This window comes from Mycobacterium sp. IDUB_17, from assembly GCF_055419465.1.
Genome location: NZ_JBVAXS010000008.1, coordinates 143,098 through 160,010, shown reverse-complemented (window position 1 = coordinate 160,010; position 16,913 = coordinate 143,098). Strand labels below are relative to the sequence as shown.

General features: G+C 65.4%; 18 protein-coding genes. 9 read left to right on the top strand and 9 right to left on the bottom strand.

Going from position 1 to position 16,913, the window contains the following annotated elements; translation table 11 throughout:
• The first annotated feature begins 47 nt into the window (after window positions 1–47).
• The 4 genes from ACZYZ7_RS29020 (at window position 48) to ACZYZ7_RS29005 (ending at window position 4,242) form a co-directional block, all read left to right on the top strand.
• Window positions 48–1,175 carry a hypothetical protein gene (locus ACZYZ7_RS29020; RefSeq protein ID WP_463742327.1) on the top strand — a complete coding sequence of 376 codons (1,128 nt, stop codon included), beginning with the start codon at window positions 48–50 and terminating at the stop codon, window positions 1,173–1,175.
• 3 nt (window positions 1,176–1,178) lie between these two features.
• The gene (locus tag ACZYZ7_RS29015; RefSeq protein WP_450071214.1) at window positions 1,179–1,961 is read left to right on the top strand and encodes an SDR family oxidoreductase; all 783 of its coding nucleotides are present in this window, start codon (window positions 1,179–1,181) and stop codon (window positions 1,959–1,961) included.
• A 31-nt stretch (window positions 1,962–1,992) separates the two neighbouring features.
• Window positions 1,993–3,138, top strand: a complete 1,146-nt coding sequence (locus tag ACZYZ7_RS29010) for a sulfotransferase family protein (protein WP_450071213.1) — start codon at window positions 1,993–1,995, stop codon at window positions 3,136–3,138.
• 81 nt (window positions 3,139–3,219) lie between these two features.
• On the top strand, window positions 3,220–4,242 hold the full coding sequence (locus ACZYZ7_RS29005) for a TIGR03617 family F420-dependent LLM class oxidoreductase (protein WP_463742326.1): 1,023 nt from the start codon (window positions 3,220–3,222) through the stop codon (window positions 4,240–4,242).
• Between the two features lie 8 nt (window positions 4,243–4,250).
• Here ACZYZ7_RS29005 and ACZYZ7_RS29000 read toward each other — a convergent pair whose 3' ends face one another.
• From ACZYZ7_RS29000 to ACZYZ7_RS28990, 3 genes are all read right to left on the bottom strand, one after another.
• A complete protein-coding gene (locus tag ACZYZ7_RS29000) occupies window positions 4,251–4,733 on the bottom strand; it encodes a hypothetical protein (protein ID WP_450071212.1) in 483 nt (160 codons plus the stop codon).
• Complete coding sequence (locus tag ACZYZ7_RS28995; RefSeq protein ID WP_450071211.1) at window positions 4,733–5,896, bottom strand: Rieske 2Fe-2S domain-containing protein; 1,164 nt, start codon at window positions 5,894–5,896, stop codon at window positions 4,733–4,735. The genes ACZYZ7_RS29000 and ACZYZ7_RS28995 overlap by 1 nt, the downstream gene beginning before the upstream one ends.
• A gap of 107 nt (window positions 5,897–6,003) precedes the next feature.
• Window positions 6,004–6,639 (bottom strand): hypothetical protein, encoded by a 636-nt coding sequence (locus ACZYZ7_RS28990; RefSeq protein ID WP_450071210.1) that lies wholly within the window; start codon window positions 6,637–6,639, stop codon window positions 6,004–6,006.
• 61 nt (window positions 6,640–6,700) lie between these two features.
• Between ACZYZ7_RS28990 and ACZYZ7_RS28985 the strand changes: the two genes are divergently transcribed.
• Window positions 6,701–7,225: a gamma carbonic anhydrase family protein gene (locus tag ACZYZ7_RS28985; RefSeq protein ID WP_450071242.1), complete on the top strand. Its 525-nt coding sequence runs from the start codon at window positions 6,701–6,703 to the stop codon at window positions 7,223–7,225.
• On the opposite strand, the gene ACZYZ7_RS28980 is transcribed toward ACZYZ7_RS28985, so the two are convergent.
• From ACZYZ7_RS28980 to ACZYZ7_RS28960, 5 genes are read right to left on the bottom strand one after another with little or no spacing between them, the layout of a single operon-like run.
• Complete coding sequence (locus ACZYZ7_RS28980; protein ID WP_450071207.1) at window positions 7,222–7,641, bottom strand: nuclear transport factor 2 family protein; 420 nt, start codon at window positions 7,639–7,641, stop codon at window positions 7,222–7,224. The two genes, ACZYZ7_RS28985 and ACZYZ7_RS28980, sit on opposite strands and share 4 nt — an antisense overlap.
• Window position 7,642: 1 nt before the next feature.
• The gene (locus ACZYZ7_RS28975; RefSeq protein WP_450071206.1) at window positions 7,643–8,521 is read right to left on the bottom strand and encodes a TIGR03619 family F420-dependent LLM class oxidoreductase; all 879 of its coding nucleotides are present in this window, start codon (window positions 8,519–8,521) and stop codon (window positions 7,643–7,645) included.
• Window positions 8,522–8,526: 5 nt separating this feature from the next.
• Complete coding sequence (locus ACZYZ7_RS28970; RefSeq protein WP_450071205.1) at window positions 8,527–9,711, bottom strand: thiolase domain-containing protein; 1,185 nt, start codon at window positions 9,709–9,711, stop codon at window positions 8,527–8,529.
• Window positions 9,711–10,772 (bottom strand): thiolase domain-containing protein, encoded by a 1,062-nt coding sequence (locus ACZYZ7_RS28965; protein ID WP_135458631.1) that lies wholly within the window; start codon window positions 10,770–10,772, stop codon window positions 9,711–9,713. Before ACZYZ7_RS28965 ends, ACZYZ7_RS28970 begins: the two co-directional genes overlap by 1 nt.
• Window positions 10,773–10,780: 8 nt before the next feature.
• Window positions 10,781–11,770: a Zn-ribbon domain-containing OB-fold protein gene (locus tag ACZYZ7_RS28960; RefSeq protein WP_463742325.1), complete on the bottom strand. Its 990-nt coding sequence runs from the start codon at window positions 11,768–11,770 to the stop codon at window positions 10,781–10,783.
• 58 nt (window positions 11,771–11,828) lie between these two features.
• Here ACZYZ7_RS28960 and ACZYZ7_RS28955 point away from each other — a divergent pair, with 58 nt between their 5' ends.
• The gene (locus ACZYZ7_RS28955; protein ID WP_463742324.1) at window positions 11,829–12,866 is read left to right on the top strand and encodes an LLM class F420-dependent oxidoreductase; all 1,038 of its coding nucleotides are present in this window, start codon (window positions 11,829–11,831) and stop codon (window positions 12,864–12,866) included.
• A gap of 22 nt (window positions 12,867–12,888) precedes the next feature.
• On the opposite strand, the gene ACZYZ7_RS28950 is transcribed toward ACZYZ7_RS28955, so the two are convergent.
• Entirely contained in the window at window positions 12,889–13,719 is an 831-nt protein-coding gene (locus ACZYZ7_RS28950; RefSeq protein WP_463742364.1) for a class I SAM-dependent methyltransferase, read from the bottom strand.
• Between the two features lie 280 nt (window positions 13,720–13,999).
• On the opposite strand from ACZYZ7_RS28950, the gene ACZYZ7_RS28945 reads away from it, so the two are divergent.
• From ACZYZ7_RS28945 to ACZYZ7_RS28935, 3 genes are all read left to right on the top strand, one after another.
• Complete coding sequence (locus tag ACZYZ7_RS28945; RefSeq protein WP_463742363.1) at window positions 14,000–14,707, top strand: acetoacetate decarboxylase family protein; 708 nt, start codon at window positions 14,000–14,002, stop codon at window positions 14,705–14,707.
• Window positions 14,704–15,909 carry a cytochrome P450 gene (locus tag ACZYZ7_RS28940; protein ID WP_463742323.1) on the top strand — a complete coding sequence of 402 codons (1,206 nt, stop codon included), beginning with the start codon at window positions 14,704–14,706 and terminating at the stop codon, window positions 15,907–15,909. Before ACZYZ7_RS28945 ends, ACZYZ7_RS28940 begins: the two co-directional genes overlap by 4 nt.
• Before the next feature lie 103 nt (window positions 15,910–16,012).
• Entirely contained in the window at window positions 16,013–16,852 is an 840-nt protein-coding gene (locus ACZYZ7_RS28935; protein WP_463742322.1) for a hypothetical protein, read from the top strand.
• Window positions 16,853–16,913 lie beyond the last annotated feature (61 nt).

Genomic DNA, 16,913 nt, shown 5'->3' with positions numbered 1-16,913 from the left:
AACTCTACCACTGCGGTCCAATATTGGACCGAGAGAGCAGATGCTGGATGTACTCACAACCACTGGCCGATGCCATAGCCGAGGCGGAACGCCTGGTGACCGCCGCGCCCTTTATCTCCTCGGAAGCGGATCTCCTTGAGGGGCTGCAGTACCTGGCCGGATGCATCGCGGCGTGCACGCACGTCGCGTTCGACTACGACCGCGACCATCCGTTCCTGCACAGTGGAACGGGGCCGTTCACCAAGATGGGCCTGGACAACCCCGACACCATGTACTTCGGCACTCGGGTCCAACCCGGACACGAGTATGTCGTCACCGGAAAGCGGGGCACGACCACCGACGTCAGCTTCCAGTTGTTGGGCGGGGAGTACACCGACGAGAACGTTCCGGACAGTGAGACCGCGTTCGATGACCGCAAGCTCGACATCGCCGCCGACGGCACCTTCGAATGGCGGTTCACCCCGGCTACCCCCGCGCAGCTGGTGATCCGGGAGGTCTACAACGACTGGTCGGCGCAGCGCGGCTCCTTCGCGATATCGCGTACGGACACCGCCGGAACGGCGCCGGCGCCGTTGACCCGCGAACTCATCGAGAAGCGTTACGCCACAGCCGGTAAGCAACTCGTTCAGCGGGTCAAGACGTGGCTGCAGTTCCCTAAGTGGTTCTACGACAACTTGCCCGTCAACACGCTGACCGCACCGCGTCTGACACCCGGCGGGCTCGCCACCCAGTATTCGTCGGTCGGTCACTACGACATGACGCCAGACCAGGCGATGATCATCACGCTGCCGGTGTCGGATGCGCCCTACCTGGGCTTCCAGCTGGGTAGCCTCTGGTACATCTCGCTGGACTACATCAATCACCAGACCTCGCTGAACGGCACTCAGGCGCAAGCCGATCCGGACGGCAAGATCCGGATCGTGGTGTCCGAGGCCAATCCCGGGGTGACCAACTGGTGCGAGACGCTGGGGCATCTCAAGGGTTACCTGCAGTTCCGCTGGCAGCGGGTTTCGCGTGAGTTGAGCGCCGAGAACGGGCCGACCGCAGAATTGGTCGACATCGGCGCTGTGGCGGAGAAACTGCCGTATTACGAGAACAACAAGATTTCCGATGATGATTGGCGAGCGCGGATTGCGCTTCGTCAGAAGCTAATTGGCGAAAGGATGGTGGGCTGACCGATGTCAGGACTGCTGGAGAACAAGGTCGTCGTCATCAGCGGGGTCGGCCCCGCGCTGGGCACCACGCTCGCGCGGCGCTGTGCCGAGGCCGGAGCTGATCTGGTGCTTGCGGCTCGCACCGTGGAGCGGCTCGACGAGGTGGCCAAGCAGGTGACCGATCTCGGCCGTCGCGCCATCTCGGTCGGCACCGATATCACCGACGAGGCCCAGGTGAACAATCTGGTCGACGCCTCGATCGAGGCGTACGGCAAGGTCGACGTGTTGATCAACAACGCGTTCCGGGTGCCGTCGATGAAACCCTTCGCCAACACCACGTTCGAGCACATGCGCGATGCCATCGAGCTGACGGTGTTCGGCGCGCTGCGGATGGTGCAGGCCTTCACCCCGGCCCTGGCCCAGAGCAAGGGTTCCGTCGTCAACGTGAACTCCATGGTGGTCCGGCACTCACAGGCCAAGTACGGCGCCTACAAGATGGCCAAGTCGGCCCTGCTGGCCATGTCGCAGACCCTGGCAACCGAACTCGGCGACCAGGGCATCCGGGTGAATTCCATTCTGCCCGGCTATATCTGGGGCGGCACGCTGGAAAGCTATTTCGCCCATCAGGCGGGTAAGTACGGCACCACCGTCGACGAGATCTACAAGGCGACGGCGGCCTCCTCCGACCTCAAGCGGCTGCCGACCGAGGATGAAGTCGCCTCGGCGATCCTGTTCATGGCCAGCGATCTGTCCAGCGGTATCACCGGCCAGGCCCTCGATGTGAACTGCGGGGAGTACAAGGCATGACCTGGCAGCGAGAAGCGAAGGCGGATCGCGCATGAGCGGACGCACCGATGTCGGCACCATCGAGGATCTGCATGCCTCGGCGGTAAAGGCCTGCGGCCTGGATGATTTCGGTACCGACGACGACAATTACATCGAAGCGCTCGGAGTGCTGCTGGAGTCCTATCAGCGTGATGCCGATCTGACCGAGCTCGGCAGCAAGATGCAGCGCTTCTTCACCCGCAATGCGCTGGTTGCCCGCCTCGTCTCGGAAGCTGCGTTCAAGCAGTACCCGCAGCACGTCGACGTGCCGATCGAGCGGCCGATCTTCGTCACCGGTCTGCCGCGCACCGGGACCACGGTGATCCACCGGTTGCTGACCGCCGACCCGATGCATCAGGGTTTGGAGATGTGGCTGGCGGAGTTCCCGCAGCCTCGGCCGCCGCGGGAAACCTGGCCGGACAACCCGGTCTTCAGTGCGCTCGATGCCCGATTCAAGAAGGCGCACGAGGAGGACCCGGATTACACGGGCCTGCACTACATGACTGCGGACGAGGTCGAGGAATGCTGGCAGCTGCTGCGGCAGTCGTTGCACTCGGTCTCGTACGAGACGCTGGCTCACGTCCCGACCTACGCGCAGTGGCTGGCCCGCCAGGACTGGACCAAGTCGTACCAGAGGCACCGGAAGAACCTGCAGCTGATCGGTCTCAACGAGCCCGAGAAGCGTTGGGTGCTCAAGAACCCCAGTCATCTGTTCGCCCTGGACGCACTGTTCGCGACGTATCCGGACGCCCTGGTCGTCCAGTGTCACCGCCCGGCAGAGACCATCATGGCCTCGATGTGCTCGCTGGCGCAGCACACCACCGCCGGTTGGTCCAACACGTTCACCGGGAATGTGATCGGCGAAGACGCCATGGAAACCTGGTCGCGCGGGCTGGAGTTGTTCAATACCGAACGGGCCAAGCATGATCCGGGTCAGTTCTGCGACGTGGACTACTTCGAGTTCGTCAAGGACCCGATCGGCGCGGTCGAGGGTATCTACCGCACGTTCGGGCTGGACTTCACGGACGCCGCCCGGCAGGCGATGGTCGACAGCCACGAAGCCAGCAAGCAGGGGCCGCGTGCGCCGAAGCACACCTACTCACTGGCCGACTACGGACTGTCCTCTGAGGCGGTCCAGGAGCGATTCAAGGGGCTGTAGTAGTAGCCCCGCGAGCAGACGCGAATGACCCGGAAATGTTGATTTCCGGGTACATTCGCGTCTGCTCGTGAGGGGGAGATCATGAAGGTCTATCTGGCGCTCGACCCGCGTACGCCGCTGACCGCAACCGCCGGCTATGCGCGGCGGGCCGAGCGACTGGGCTGCGACGGCCTACATGTCGCCGAGACCCTGCACGACTCACTGGCGGTCTCGTTGCTGGCCCTGGAGCACACATCGCGCATCACCGTCCGCACCGCCGTGACACTGGCATTCGTGCGCAGTCCCACGCTGACGGCGTACACCGCCTGGGATCTGTCGGTACTCTCGGGCGGTCGGTTCGAGCTGGGGCTCGGGACGCAGATCAAGCAGAACATCCGGGACCGCTACGGCATGCCGTGGAGCGATCCGATTGCCCGGCTCAGGGATTACGTGGGTGCGCTCGATGCCCTGTTCGATGCGTTCCGCACTGGGGGCACAGTGCACTTCGAGAGCGAGAACTACCGGCTGACCCGCATGCAGCCCTACTTCAATCCCGGCCCGAGCGAGGCCGTCCGCCCGCCGATCTGGCTGGGTGCGGTGAACGCCGGTATGTGGGAACTCGCCGGCGGGGTCGCGCGCGGAATCGTCACGCACTCGACCAACTCCGATCCCGACTACCTGCGCGACGTGGTGCGCCCGGCGTTGGCCCGTGGCGCCGAAGCGGCAGGCAGGACAGACGCACCGCGCATCGTCGCCTCGACGGCGATCGCCACCGGCCGCACCGATGAGGCGGTCGCCATGGAACGGGAACGGCAGCGCCGGATGCTGGCATTCCTGTATTCGACACCCGCATATGCGACAGGCCTGACCCGCCGCGGCCTTACTGAACTCCCGGAGCGGTTGCGGTCCCTGGTCCGAACCGAGCTGTGGGACGAATTGCCCTCGGTGCTAACCGATTCCATTCTGGACGAGCTGGTGGTCTGTGGACGTCACGATGAGCTGCCCGGCTTGCTGAAGGCGAGGTTCGGGGACGTGGCCGACGGCATCGTGCTGCCGCCGCTGGGCGGCGACGGAGACGACGAGTCGCTGGGTGCCTGCGTGGCCGAGCTGAGGACCGGGAACTAGCGGGCGAATCAGCCGTCGCCGGGGGAGGGGGCCGAAGACACCTCTTCCAGGCACCCTTCGGCAACCGCATGCTTGATGCTGTCGGTCAGCCGCGGGCATGACCGCGCCCGGGCCGGATCTCCGCCGGTGGAGCGGATTTCCTCGAAGGTCGCGCAGCGTTCCACCGCTTCGGTAGACCACTGCACCGAAGTGTGTTCGGCGCTCAGCTTTTTCACCTGCACCGAGACATGGCAGAACCGGCAGTCCACCGACACCAGGCCTGAGGTCAGATAGCGTTCACGGTCGCGCGCGCTGGCCTCGCGGACCGCCGCGGCCAGTTGCGGATCGGACGCGAAATTCGGTGCCTTGGCCCATGATCCGGCGGTCGAACCGGTGCCTGCGCCGCTGCCGGCGTGATGATCGTCATCCTCATGCACGCCGTGCAGCAGCAGCATCGAGCGGGCCAGGTCGTCGACATCTGGCGCCTGGCTCCGCTCGTTGCGTGTCGTCATCAGCTGGACTGCAGTGTTTCCGTCTGAGCCGACTTCTCAGCCGCCTTGATCTTCAGGTTCTCCTCGACCTCCACGTGCCACTTCTCGTTGGCCGCGGTGGTGTCGATCTCCATCTCGAACCGGTCCGTCATGTCGGGGCTGATGTCCGCGACATCGACGTAGAACTGCTGGTACCAGCGGCGCATCTGGTAGACGGCGCCGTCCTCCTCGACCAGCAGCGGGTTGTCGATGCGGGTCTTGTGCTTCCAGATCTCGACGTCCTGCATGAAGCCCTTGCTCACGCCGTCCGTCATCGCGTCGGCCAGCTTCTGGGTGGTCTTTTCGTCCATGCCCTTGGGCTTCTCGACGATGACGCCCCACTGCAGCATGAAGGCGTCCTGGCTCACCGGGTAGTGGCAGTTGATCAGGATCGACTCGGCCTTGTAACCGGCGTAGTTGTTGTGCAGCCAGTTGATCATGAACGACGGCCCGAAGTAGGAGGCCTCCGAGTCCAGGTGCGACTCGCCGTACTGGGTGCCCATGCCGCCGATGTCCTGACGGCCGACGTTGTGCAGATACTGCGAGGCGATGTGCCCTTCGAAGACGTTCTTGAAGTACGTCGGCAGGCCGTAGTGGATGTAGAAGAAGTGCGCCATGTCGGTGACGTTGTCGATGATCTCGCGGCAGTTGCTGCCCTCGATCAACAGCGAGTTCCACTGCCACTCGGTCCACTCGTCGCTGGCCGCCTCGGGGATCTCAGGGATCCGGACCTCGGGCTGGGGGTCGTTGCCCTCGTGGTCGTGCCAGACGAACAGCAGGCCGCCGCGCACGTCGGTGTGCCAGGCCCGGGTGCGGGCCAGACGCGGGGTGCGCTTGGCGTAGGGGACGAGCTTGCACTTGCCGTCACCGCCCCAGCGCCAGTCGTGGAACGGGCAGGCCACGGCGTCGCCCTTGATGGTGCCCTGCGACAGGTCGCCGCCCATGTGCCGGCAGTAGCCGTCGAGGACCTTCAGGTCGCCCGCCGAATCGGCGAACACCACCAGCTTGGTGCCGAATGCCTCGACAGAGTGCGGCTGACCGTCAAGGAAGTTCTTGACGGGTCCCAGGCAGTGCCAACCCCGCGCGTAGCGGTCTGGCAGGGCGCCGGTGTCGATCTCTCTGATGCCGGCATGTTCGGTAGTCACGGTGGGCCTCCCGTATCGGTGCTCTTAACTAGAACACGTTACAGTTTTTTGAGCCCGGATGGCAATAATTCAGGCGTGACCTGGGGCATACCCGTCGTGACCGGGACCTACTCCCGCTCCGGAAGGCCGATTCTCAGGGCGATCTGTTGCATCCGGCCCACACTGGCCACTGTCTGCGGTGACACCGGATCATTCGGAGTGCTGTCGAACTCCAGGCGGACCACCGCGCGTCCCTGGTTGTACATCAGCAGCGTCACGGCCTTGGAGCCGTCCGGTGCGGTGCCCGAGATGACGGTGCCGTTCAAACCGACCGGCACCGGGTGCGGTTCGCCACCGGTCACCATCGTGCTCACGGCGGCCGAGGCCTGTTTGAGCGTCGCCGCCGCGGTCGCCGCGTCCGGGTAGATCAGGATCGTGTCGGCGATTGCCCGGGTGTCGTCGGCGTTGACGAACAACGCGCTGGCCCCGGACTGGCCGTCGGGGTTGACATTGTTGGACCTGACGGTGAACGCGTCCGGCGGAATGCTGACATCCTCGGCCTGTAGTAGCAGGTGGCTGTAGTCGGAAGCCTGCGATTTCGGCGATTTCGGCGCGGCAGCCGACGGCGAGGTAGACGGCGTGGCAACCCACGGCGTAGTCGGTGACTGGTCGGCTGGGGTGCACGCGCCGACCGTGCCGATGACGGCTGCGGCAAGGCCGATGGTGATCAAGAACCTGGGGCGGATGGTTGTCGTGAGCGACATAGTTACTGTTCAGGGTACGCGTCGCTGCGCCGGGGGCCGGTTCCTGCGGTATATGTGGACGATGCCGCTGTATTCGTTCGAGGGCCGGGCGCCCGTGGTTGACCCAAGCGCATTCGTGGCCCCGACGGCAACACTGATCGGCAACGTGACGGTCGAGGCCGGTGCCTCGGTGTGGTTCAACACCGTGTTGCGGGGCGACTTCGCCCCGATCGTCATCCGCGAGGGCGCCAACGTGCAGGACGGTTCGGTGCTGCACGCGCCACCGGGGATCCCGGTCGACATCGGTCCGGGCGCGACGGTCGCCCATATGTGCGTCGTGCACGGTGCACACGTGGGCGAGGAGGCGCTGATCGCCAACCACTGCACGGTCCTCGACGGGGCGGTGATCGGCCGGCGCAGCCTGATCGCGGCGCATTCCCTGGTGGTCGGGGGCACAAAGATTCCCGACGAGGTGCTGGTCACCGGTGCACCCGCGAAGATCCGGGGACCTATCGCGGGCACCGGTGCACAGACCTGGGTGCAGGCCAATCCGGCGGCGTACCGGGAGCTGGCGCAGCGCTACCTGACGGGGCTCGTCGAGCTCTAGCTGTCGATCTTCTCGGCGCTCGCGCGGTCCACTTCCCAGTAGGCCCGCAACGCCACCAACTGTCCCGCGTCATTCGCCCGGTAGGTGAAGACACCCGGAGTGGTGATGCGGTGCCCGCCCATCGTGGTGACGATGCTGCCGACGTTGGCTTCCTCGCTGCCGCACTGGAACGTGTCGAGGAAGTTGAACTCGAGGTTGTCGGTCGGGGCGATGGCCTTGTCCCAGAACGCCGCGATGGCTTCCTTGCCCTGGTGGCCCAAGCCTGCGGGGTCGAAGAACGACGGCCCGATGGGGTCCTGCACGATCGCGTCGTCGGCGAAGTTGTCCAGCCATGCTTGCTTATCCCGGGCGGCAACCGCATCCCGGGATCGCTTGCCTGCCAGGTGAGCTGGGTGCTGAGTATCGGTGACGGTCATGTCAGTCCTGCCAGCCGGAGTGGATGTAGGTGTCGGCGAACCGCTTGAGCGAGTCCTGCTTGCGCTCCAGCGGAGCGTCGAAGCCCAGACCTTCGAGCATCCACGGGATGACGATGTTGTCGGTGATACCGGCCTCGGCCAGCGCACGGTGCCCGTCGAGATCGAACTTGTCGATGCACACAGACTGGAACTCGAACGGCTCATCGGCCCGGCCGTATTCGGCCCGCAGCTTGTTGATCGCCGTCACGGTCTCGGCCAGCTGTGCGCACGTCATCATCGCGCTGGTCCAGCCGTCACCCACGCGGGCGGCACGCTTGAGTGCCACCGGTGTGTGCCCGCCGACGTAGAACGGCACCGGCTCCGACGGCGCCGGGCTCATCTGCAGACGCTCGAAATCGTAGAACTCGCCATGGAACTCGACCATGCCGCCGCCGAGCACGAGCTTGAGCACCTCGATCATCTCGTCGACGCGCGCCCCACGCTTGGCGAACGGAACTCCGCACCATTCGAATTCCTCTGGTGCCCAGCCGATCCCGACGCCGAAGCCGAACCGGTTGTTGGTCAGGTTGGCCACCGAGCCGACCTGGCGGGCCAGCAGCAGCGGATTTCGCGATCCGAGCTTCATCACGTTGGTGTAGAACCGCAGCGTCGAGGTCGCCGCACCCATCGAGGCCGCCGCGATCAGCGGATCAACCCACGGGGTCTCGGCGTTCCACATCCGCGACCCGTCCGGGGTGTACGGATAGTCCGCGGCCTGCTTCTCCATGTAGAACAGCGAGTCGGGCAGGGCGATCGAATCGAACCCGACTTCCTCTGCGGTGCGGGCCAATCCGGTCAGATGCTCCAGCGGGCCCATGGCCACGCTGAGGGTGTACTTCATGCGCGTCATGATGCGGGCTCGCCCGGTTTGTCAGAGCCCACAACCCACATGGAGTAGTACTGCGCGCCACCGCCGTAGGCGTGCCCGAGCGCCTTGCGGGCGCCCTGGACCTGATGGTCGCCGGCCTTGCCCATCACCTGGATCGCCGATTCGGCGAACCGGATCATGCCGGACGCACCGATCGGGTTCGAGCTCAGCACGCCACCGGAGGCGTTGAAGGGAATCTTCCCGCCGATGGCCGTCTCGCCGGCCTCCGTCAGCTTCCAGCCCTCGCCCTCGGCGGCAAAACCGAGGTTCTCCAACCACATCGGCTCGAACCAGGAGAACGGCACGTACACCTCGGCCACATCGATCTCGTCGATCGGGCTGGTGATGCCGGCATCGCGCCACAGTGCCGCCGCGGCGTCGCGACCGGCCTGCGGGTTGACCTGGTCACGGCCGGAGTACGCCAGCGGCTCGGTCCGCAGCGCCGTCGCGTGGATCCAGGCGACCGGGTGGCCTTCGGCAATCCGCGCGTCGGCGGCGGCCTCGTCACCGATCACCATGGCCGCGGCACCATCTGACGACGGACAGGTCTCGTCGAAACGGATCGGGTCCCACAGCATCTGCGAGGCCATCACCTTCTCCAGCGTGATATCGGGCTGGTGCAGGTGAGCCAACGGGTTCTTGGCACCGTTGAGCCGGTCCTTGACCGCCACCATCGCGCCGATGTGGTTCGGGGCACCGGAGCGCCGGATGTAGGCGCGCACGTGCGGCGCGAAGTAACCGCCGGCACCCGCGCCGACCGGCTTGGTGAAGGGCACCGGAATACTCAACGCCCACATGGCATTCGACTCGGACTGCTTTTCCCACGACATGGTCAGCACGCGGCGGTACTTGCCGGATTTGACCAGGCTGGACGCGACGATCGCGGTCGATCCGCCCACCGAACCCGCGGTATGCACACGGATCAGCGGCTTGTTGGTGGCGCCGGTGGCGTCGACCATGAACAACTCGGGCATCATCACGCCCTCGAAGAAGTCCGGTGCCTTGCCGACCACCACTGCGTCGATATCAGCCATCGTCGAGCCGGAATCGGCGAGCGCCTTGTCGATGGCCTCGCGCACCAGCCCGTTCATCGATACGTCGTGACGCTTGGCGACGTACTTGGTCTGCCCGGTGCCCAGGACCGCGGCGAGATTCTTAGCCATTATTTGCCCTCCAGGACCGCGACCAGATTCTGTTGCAGCGCAGCGCCACTGGTGGCGTGCGCGAGCACGCGCCCGGCCGAGCCGGAGAAGATGTGCTGCGCGGCGAAACCGATGCGCTCCAGGCCGGCCGAGAACATCGGGTTGGCGGCCAACGCGCCGCCCGACGGGTTGATCTTCGTATTCTCGCCCAGCCCGATCGCCTCGGTGAGGATCAGCTGCTGGTGAGTGAACGGGGCGTAGATCTCGGCAACCTCGATCGAGCTCACGTCACCGCCGGTGGCGGCCTGTGCCGAGGCGGCGGTCGAGGTCGAGACGGTCAGATCGCGCGCACCCAGCACCGGGGTCTCGATGCGGTGCTCGAATCCGGTGATCCAGGCCGGGTTTTCGCGCAGTTCGCGAGCCCGGTCGCCGGCCGCCAAGACGATGGCCGAGGCACCGTCGGTGATGGGGGCGATGTCGTGGCGGCGCAGCGGGTCGGCGAAGAACGGGCGGTCCAGCAGCTCGGCAACAGAGGCAGCGGATTCCACCGAGTCGACGCGGTCGGCTGCGGCGAACGAATCCAACGCCACCTGGGCCATCTGCTCGGCAGTCCACTTACCGGCATCGAGGCCGAACCGGGCCTGAAGTCCGGCCAGCGACACCGCATCCGGCCACAGCGGCGCGACGGTGTAGGGATCGGTCTGCAGGGCCAGCACCCGGCGCAGAACACCCGCCGAGGACTTGCCGAAGCCGTAGACCAGTGCGGTATCCACCTCGCCGGTCAAGATCTTGATGTAGGCCTCGTACAGCGCCCAGGCTGCGTCCATCTCGACGTGTGACTCGTTGATCGGCGGCACAGCGCCGATCGAGTCGATCGCCGAGATGAACGAGAAGGCGCGGCCGGCAAGGTAATCGGACGATCCCGAGCACCAGAAGCCGATATCGGTCTGTTGCAGGCCGAGCTCTTCATAGAGGCTTGCGAAACATGGCATCAGCATCTCGACGCCGTTGGTGGTGCCATCTGTGCGGCGCACATGCGGGGCATGCGCGAAACCGACGACGGCTACGTCACGAAAAGTCATGTGATCCCTTACAGGTGGTGCTTGTAGCTGTCGTAGCCGGCGTCGGGTTCACCCGTCGGCCGGAAATGCGAGATGTTGTCGATGCCGAGGCCCCATTCCTCCTGGGGCTTCCATACCGCCTCGACCCGCATGCCCATCCGCACCTCGGACGCATCGATGTCGGTCACCAGATGCAGGAACGGGATGTCGGCACCGTCGAGCAGCACGTAGGCCGCGACGTACGGCGGCTTGATCCGCTGGCCGGCGAACGGGATGTTGATGATCGCGAACGTGGTGATGGTGCCCCGGTCGGGCAGCTCAACGAACTCGGTGAGTTCCTGGCCGGTGGCCGGATCGGCTTCCTTGGGCGGGAAGTACACCTTGCCGTCTTCGCCGGTGCGCGCGCCGAGCAGCTTGCCGTCGCGCAGACCCCGCAGGTAGGTGCTCTCGGGCCGCGAGGCCGTGTGCTGGATCTCGATGGACGAGGGCGCCACCAGCATGGTCACCGGGTCACGGTCATCGCTCACCGGCGGAACATCCTCGGGGGTCTCACCCGGGACGAAGTACGCGATGTCGGTGATCGCGCCCACCGGCTCGTCGACCCAGTGCACGTGCACCCGGGCACCGCTGCTGAGCTCGCCTTCCTTGACGTCCACGGCGTGCAGCAGTGGGGTGTCGGCACCGTCGAGCTTGATCAGCGCCCAGGCGAACGGCCGGTCCAGCGGCTGACCTTCAAGCGGTTCGGGCTGCCAGGTCCAGGACACCACTGTCCCGACGCTGGATACCGGAACCACCTCGGTCAGAGCCTCGTAGGTGACCGGGTCATACTCAGCGGGTGGCACGTGCACCCGTCCGTCGGACCCGCGCACGCCGACGATCCGGCGCTCGCGCAGGGCAGTAAAGAACTGACTGAGCAGTGAACCTACTGAACGGGTGTAGTCAAACGACAGTTTCAGTGGCGCGGAAAGTGGCGGCTCACGGTGATCTGTCGAGGCCGGGCGGCTTTGGCTGGCTGTCACACATCGAGTAGAACAGGTTCTAACAATCGTGGCAAGGACACGTGGGAAGGCGATCTAAATGAAGCTCGGTCTGCAACTCGGATACTGGGGCGCACAGCCGCCGACCAACCACGCCGAACTCGTCGCTGCCGCCGAAGCGGAGGGCTTCGACACCGTCTTCACCGCGGAGGCCTGGGGCTCGGACGCCTACACCCCGCTGGCCTGGTGGGGGCGGGAAACCACCCGCATGCGGCTGGGCACCTCGGTCATCCAGTTGTCCGCCCGCACCCCGACGGCGTGCGCGATGGCCGCGCTGACCCTGGATCACCTCTCCGGTGGCCGCCACATCCTGGGGCTCGGCGTGTCCGGGCCGCAGGTGGTCGAGGGCTGGTATGGCGCGAAGTTCCCGAAGCCGCTGGCCCGCACCCGCGAGTACATCGACATCCTGCGTCAGGTCTGGGCGCGTGAGGCCCCGGTCCACAGCGACGGTCCGCACTACCCGCTGCCGATTACCGGCGAGGGCACCACCGGCCTGGGCAAGAACCTCAAGCCGATCACCCATCCGCTGCGCGCCGACATCCCGGTAATGCTCGGTGCCGAGGGACCCAAGAACGTCGCGCTGGCCGCCGAGATCGCCGACGGCTGGCTGCCGATCTTCTACTCGCCGCGCATCGCCGGCATGTACAACGAATGGCTGGACGAGGGCTTCGCCCGCCCCGGCGCGCGGCGTACCCGCGAAACCTTCGAGATCTGTGCCACTGCGCAGGTCGTGGTCACCGACGATCGGCCCGCGATCATGGAGCTGATGAAGCCGCACCTGGCGCTGTACATGGGCGGAATGGGGGCCGAGGGCACCAACTTCCACGCCGACGTGTATCGCCGGATGGGGTATGCGGAGGTGGTCGACGACGTCACCAAACTGTTCCGCAGCGACCGCAAAGACGAAGCGGCCAAGATCATTCCCGACGAACTGGTCGATGATTCGGCGATCGTCGGCAACCTCGACTTCGTCAAGGAACAGATCAAGGCCTGGGAGGCCTCCGGCGTGACCATGATGGTCGTCGGGGCCACCTCCGTCGAACAGATCAAGGATCTCGCGGCCATGGCTCAGGGCTGAGCCGGCACTGCTGTCAGCCTGTCTAGCCGAAATCCAGCAGGGTCGTCACCGGCAGGGCCGAATTCAGCAACGGAACCCGCTGCGCCGTCCGCAGCAGCCCGTTGAGGATTCGGCCCCGGCCCTCCGGCGTCGGCAGGTTGTGTACTGCCCGGACGCCTGGCACGGAGTTGACGAGATCGGCCGCCCGCGACGGGGACATGCTGAAGGGCATCGGCGGCATCCGGTAGCCCTTTGAGGTCCGCACGCCCTTGCGCGCCCAGGCGGCGAGCCAGGCCGGTGGCAGGTCGAACAGCATCTGCCCGCCCGCGAAACGTTGTGCGCACGCCCGAATCAGCCCCATGGCTTCTTCGGGCTGTAGGTACATCAGCAGCCCCTCTGCCGTGACGAACACGCCGTCGGCCGGGTTCACCTCGTCCATCCAGCTGAAGTCCAGCGCCGAGCGGGCGCACACGGTGATCCGGTCCGAAGCCGGCAGCAGCTTCCGGCGGACCTCGATCATCGGTGGCAGATCGACTGTCAACCAGCGGAAGTCGTGGCCGACGCCAGCGGCATCAAGCCGATGGAAGCTGGTCTGCAAACCCTCCGCGAGTGCCACCACCGTGGCTTTCGGATGGTCGCGAAGGTAGGTGATCGTGGACGTGTCGAAGCGCAGTGCGCGCAGCGCCACATCCTGGCGCCGGCTCGACCCGAACTTGGCGAAATCGAAATCGATCGAGTCGAGCAGCTGCACCGCCATGGGATCTTCGATGATGCTGTCGGGGCGGCGTGCCTCCTGCGCTCGCATCTGCAGCGTCAGCAGCGCCGTCTCCGACACGCCAGACAGGTCGACCGTGGTCCGCGGGGCCGATGACAGATTCTCGATCACCGGCCCGAATCTACCTCACCCGGATCAGCGCGACGCCTTCTCCGACGTGCGGAATCTCCTGGCGCCGAACTGTTCCCGCCGAATCGGTCGATGATTCAGCGATCGTCGGTAACCTCACTACGTCAAGGAGCGGATCAAGGATCCACTGCGCTGACTCAGGCCCGCTGTAGACACTTCTTGAAATCTGTCTACTGCAGGGGTTAGATTCAACGATGTGAGTGACACCACTCCTGCCTCGCAGCACAATGTGCTCGGCACCGTGTTGACGATGCCGGTGCAGATCCGTGCCGCCGAACAGCACATGGCGGTGTACTCAGTGGACGCCGACGCCGCGCAGCGCATGATCGATTACAGCGGCCTGCGCGTGTACCGGTACCGGCCGCACCGCGCGATCGTCGTGTTGATGCTGATGCACTACATCGACGGTGATCTGGGGGAGTATCTGGAGTACGGCACCAACGTCATGGTGAACCGGCCCGGATCGGCGGAGTCGGGGCTACGTGGCCTGGGCTCGGCGAGCGCCTTCATACATCACCTTCCCGTCGACGGTGAGTTCACGCTGCAGGCCGGGCGGCAGATCTGGGGATACCCGAAAGTCTTGGCGGACTTCACCGTCCGCGGTGCGGACAATGGGGCCGGGGTTCGTGAGGGCAATCCGTTCGGCTTCGAGGTGAGTATCGACGGCCGGCTGGCCGTGGGCATGGAATTCAAACCCGGGCTTCCGGTTCCATCGCGGTTCACCGCCAAACCCCGGGTGCAGTCCACCTATTCCTACCTCGACGGCGTGCTGCGTGAAACCGAGGGCCGGATGAGCCTTTCCGGGGCGCGATACCGCCCGGGCGGGGTCCGGATCCGGCTGGGTGACCACCCGTACGCCAAAGAACTCGCGGCCCTGGGCCTGCCCAAACGGGCGTTGTTGTCCAGCTCGGTCCGCAATGTACAGATGACGTTCGCTGACTCCAAGGAGATTTCGTGACCCAGGTACTGCTCAAGCCCGATGTCGACCTGACCAACGGCAACTTCTATGCCGACGGTGGCGCTCAGGAGGCCTACCGATGGATGCGGGCCAACGAGCCGGTGTTCCGCGACCGCAACGGACTGGCCGCGGCCACCACCTATGCGGCCGTGCTCGATGCGGAGCGCAATCCCGAGCTGTTCTCCAACGCCGGTGGGATCCGCCCCGATCAGCCCGGCATGCCGTACATGATCGACATGGACGATCCGGCACATGTGTTGCGCCGCAAGCTGGTCAACTCCGGCTTCACGCGCAAGCGGGTGATGGACAAGGTGCCGTCCATCGTGAATCTGTGCGACACCCTGATCGATGCGGTCTGTGAACGTGGGGAATGCGATTTCGTCCGCGATATCGCCGCACCACTGCCGATGGCGGTGATCGGCGACATGCTCGGCGTGCTGCCCACCGAGCGCGAGATGCTGCTGAAGTGGTCGGATGACCTGGTCTGCGGGCTGAGTTCGCATCTCGACGAGACCGCCATCGGAATGTTGATGGAGACGTTCGCCGCCTACACCGCGTTCACCATGGAGGTGATCGCCAAGCGGCGCGCCGAGCCGACCGATGACCTGTTCTCGATCCTGGTGAATGCCGAGGTCGAGGGGCAGCGGATGAGCGATGACGAGATCGTCATGGAGACGCTGCTGATCCTGATCGGCGGTGACGAGACCACGCGGCACACGCTGTCGGGCGGGACCGAGCAACTGCTGCGTAATCGTGATCAGTGGGAACGCCTGGTGGCCGATCAGTCGTTGCTGCCCGGCGCCATCGAGGAGACGCTGCGCTGGACCTCGCCGGTGAAGAACATGTGCCGCACGCTGACCGCGGACACGGTGTTCCACGGGACCGAGCTCAAGGCAGGCGAGAAGATCATGCTGATGTTCGAGTCAGCGAACTTCGACGAAGCTGTTTTCGAGAACCCTGACGAGTTCCGGATCGACCGGAACCCCAACAGCCACTTGGCTTTCGGTTTCGGAACGCACTTCTGCCTCGGTAACCAGCTGGCTCGGTTGGAGCTGCGGCTGATGCTCGAGCGGCTGCTCACCCGGCTGCCCGACCTGCGGTTGGCCAACGGCGACGCGATTCCGCTGCGTCCGGCCAACTTCGTCAGCGGGCCCGAGGCCATGCCCGTCGTCTTCACTCCGACGGCACCGGTGGGCGCCTAGCTTCTGCCGCCGCCGAGTGTGGATCTGTTGCGAGTTCTCGGCCGAAATCTCGCAACAGATCCACGCTCGCGGGCTTGTCGGTGGCTGGCGGCACACTCCGCCCATGGGGGAGCCATTCATCGGTAGTAAAGCTGTTGCGGCCGGCCGGTTGACGCCCTATCGGCTGCGCAGTCGCTACTTCGCGGTCTTCCCCGGAGTTCATGTATCCCGCGGAACCGAGTTGACCGCAAAGGCCAGGGCTCAGGCGGCATGGCTGTGGTCGGGAGGCCGTGGCATCGTCGCGGGGCGGTCGGCTTCGGCCCTGCACGGCGCCAAGTGGCTGGATGCTCGTCGGCCGGCCGAGTTGATCTACGGCAATCGCTATTCTCCCAGGGGAATTCGCGTATGGAGCGATACCTTCGGCGACGACGAGATCGAATTGATCAACGGCATGCGGGTGACCACACCTGCCCGCACCGCACTGGACCTGGCCTGCAGATACCCCATCGACGAGGCGGTGGCGCTGATCGACGCCCTGGCCAACGCCACGGGATTGACGACGGCCGACGTGGAACCGCTCGTCGACAGGTACTGCGGACGCCGTGGAATCAGGAACGCGCGTCGAGCGCTCGACCTTGTTGATCCGGGCGCCGAATCCCCTCGAGAATCCTGGTTGCGCCTACTGGTCGTCCGCGCCGGATTTCCGCGGCCGCGGACGCAGATCCCGGTTTACGACGAATTCGGGGTATTGGTAGGCGTTTTCGACATGGGCTGGGAGGACGTCAAAGTGGCCGCCGACTACGAGGGCGATCAGCATCGCACCGACCCTCGCCGGTTCAATCGCGACATCCGCAAGGCGGAAGCGGTCACCCGTCTGGGGTGGACCGATATCCGGGTGACCAAGATCGACGGGGACGCCGACATCATCAAGCGGATTGCGGCCGCCGGCGTGCCGCGAGTGTGAACTGGTTGCGAGGTTTCGGCCGGGACCTCGCAGTGGTTCCACACTCGGCTCAGCTGACTGT

What these genes read in the sequence shown, in the direction of transcription:
- ACZYZ7_RS28985 (WP_450071242.1), top strand. Translation starts at nt 6,701, where the DNA reads ATGCCGCTGTATTCGTTCGAGGGCCGGGCGCCCGTGGTTGACCCAAGC.
- ACZYZ7_RS28970 (WP_450071205.1), bottom strand. Translation starts at nt 9,711, where the DNA reads ATGGCTAAGAATCTCGCCGCGGTCCTGGGCACCGGGCAGACCAAGTAC.
- ACZYZ7_RS29010 (WP_450071213.1), top strand. Translation starts at nt 1,993, where the DNA reads ATGAGCGGACGCACCGATGTCGGCACCATCGAGGATCTGCATGCCTCG.
- ACZYZ7_RS28955 (WP_463742324.1), top strand. Translation starts at nt 11,829, where the DNA reads ATGAAGCTCGGTCTGCAACTCGGATACTGGGGCGCACAGCCGCCGACC.
- ACZYZ7_RS29005 (WP_463742326.1), top strand. Translation starts at nt 3,220, where the DNA reads ATGAAGGTCTATCTGGCGCTCGACCCGCGTACGCCGCTGACCGCAACC.
- ACZYZ7_RS29015 (WP_450071214.1), top strand. Translation starts at nt 1,179, where the DNA reads ATGTCAGGACTGCTGGAGAACAAGGTCGTCGTCATCAGCGGGGTCGGC.
- ACZYZ7_RS28980 (WP_450071207.1), bottom strand. Translation starts at nt 7,641, where the DNA reads ATGACCGTCACCGATACTCAGCACCCAGCTCACCTGGCAGGCAAGCGA.
- ACZYZ7_RS28945 (WP_463742363.1), top strand. Translation starts at nt 14,000, where the DNA reads ATGCCGGTGCAGATCCGTGCCGCCGAACAGCACATGGCGGTGTACTCA.
- ACZYZ7_RS28990 (WP_450071210.1), bottom strand. Translation starts at nt 6,639, where the DNA reads ATGTCGCTCACGACAACCATCCGCCCCAGGTTCTTGATCACCATCGGC.
- ACZYZ7_RS28935 (WP_463742322.1), top strand. Translation starts at nt 16,013, where the DNA reads ATGGGGGAGCCATTCATCGGTAGTAAAGCTGTTGCGGCCGGCCGGTTG.
- ACZYZ7_RS28975 (WP_450071206.1), bottom strand. Translation starts at nt 8,521, where the DNA reads ATGAAGTACACCCTCAGCGTGGCCATGGGCCCGCTGGAGCATCTGACC.
- ACZYZ7_RS29000 (WP_450071212.1), bottom strand. Translation starts at nt 4,733, where the DNA reads ATGACGACACGCAACGAGCGGAGCCAGGCGCCAGATGTCGACGACCTG.
- ACZYZ7_RS29020 (WP_463742327.1), top strand. Translation starts at nt 48, where the DNA reads ATGTACTCACAACCACTGGCCGATGCCATAGCCGAGGCGGAACGCCTG.
- ACZYZ7_RS28965 (WP_135458631.1), bottom strand. Translation starts at nt 10,772, where the DNA reads ATGACTTTTCGTGACGTAGCCGTCGTCGGTTTCGCGCATGCCCCGCAT.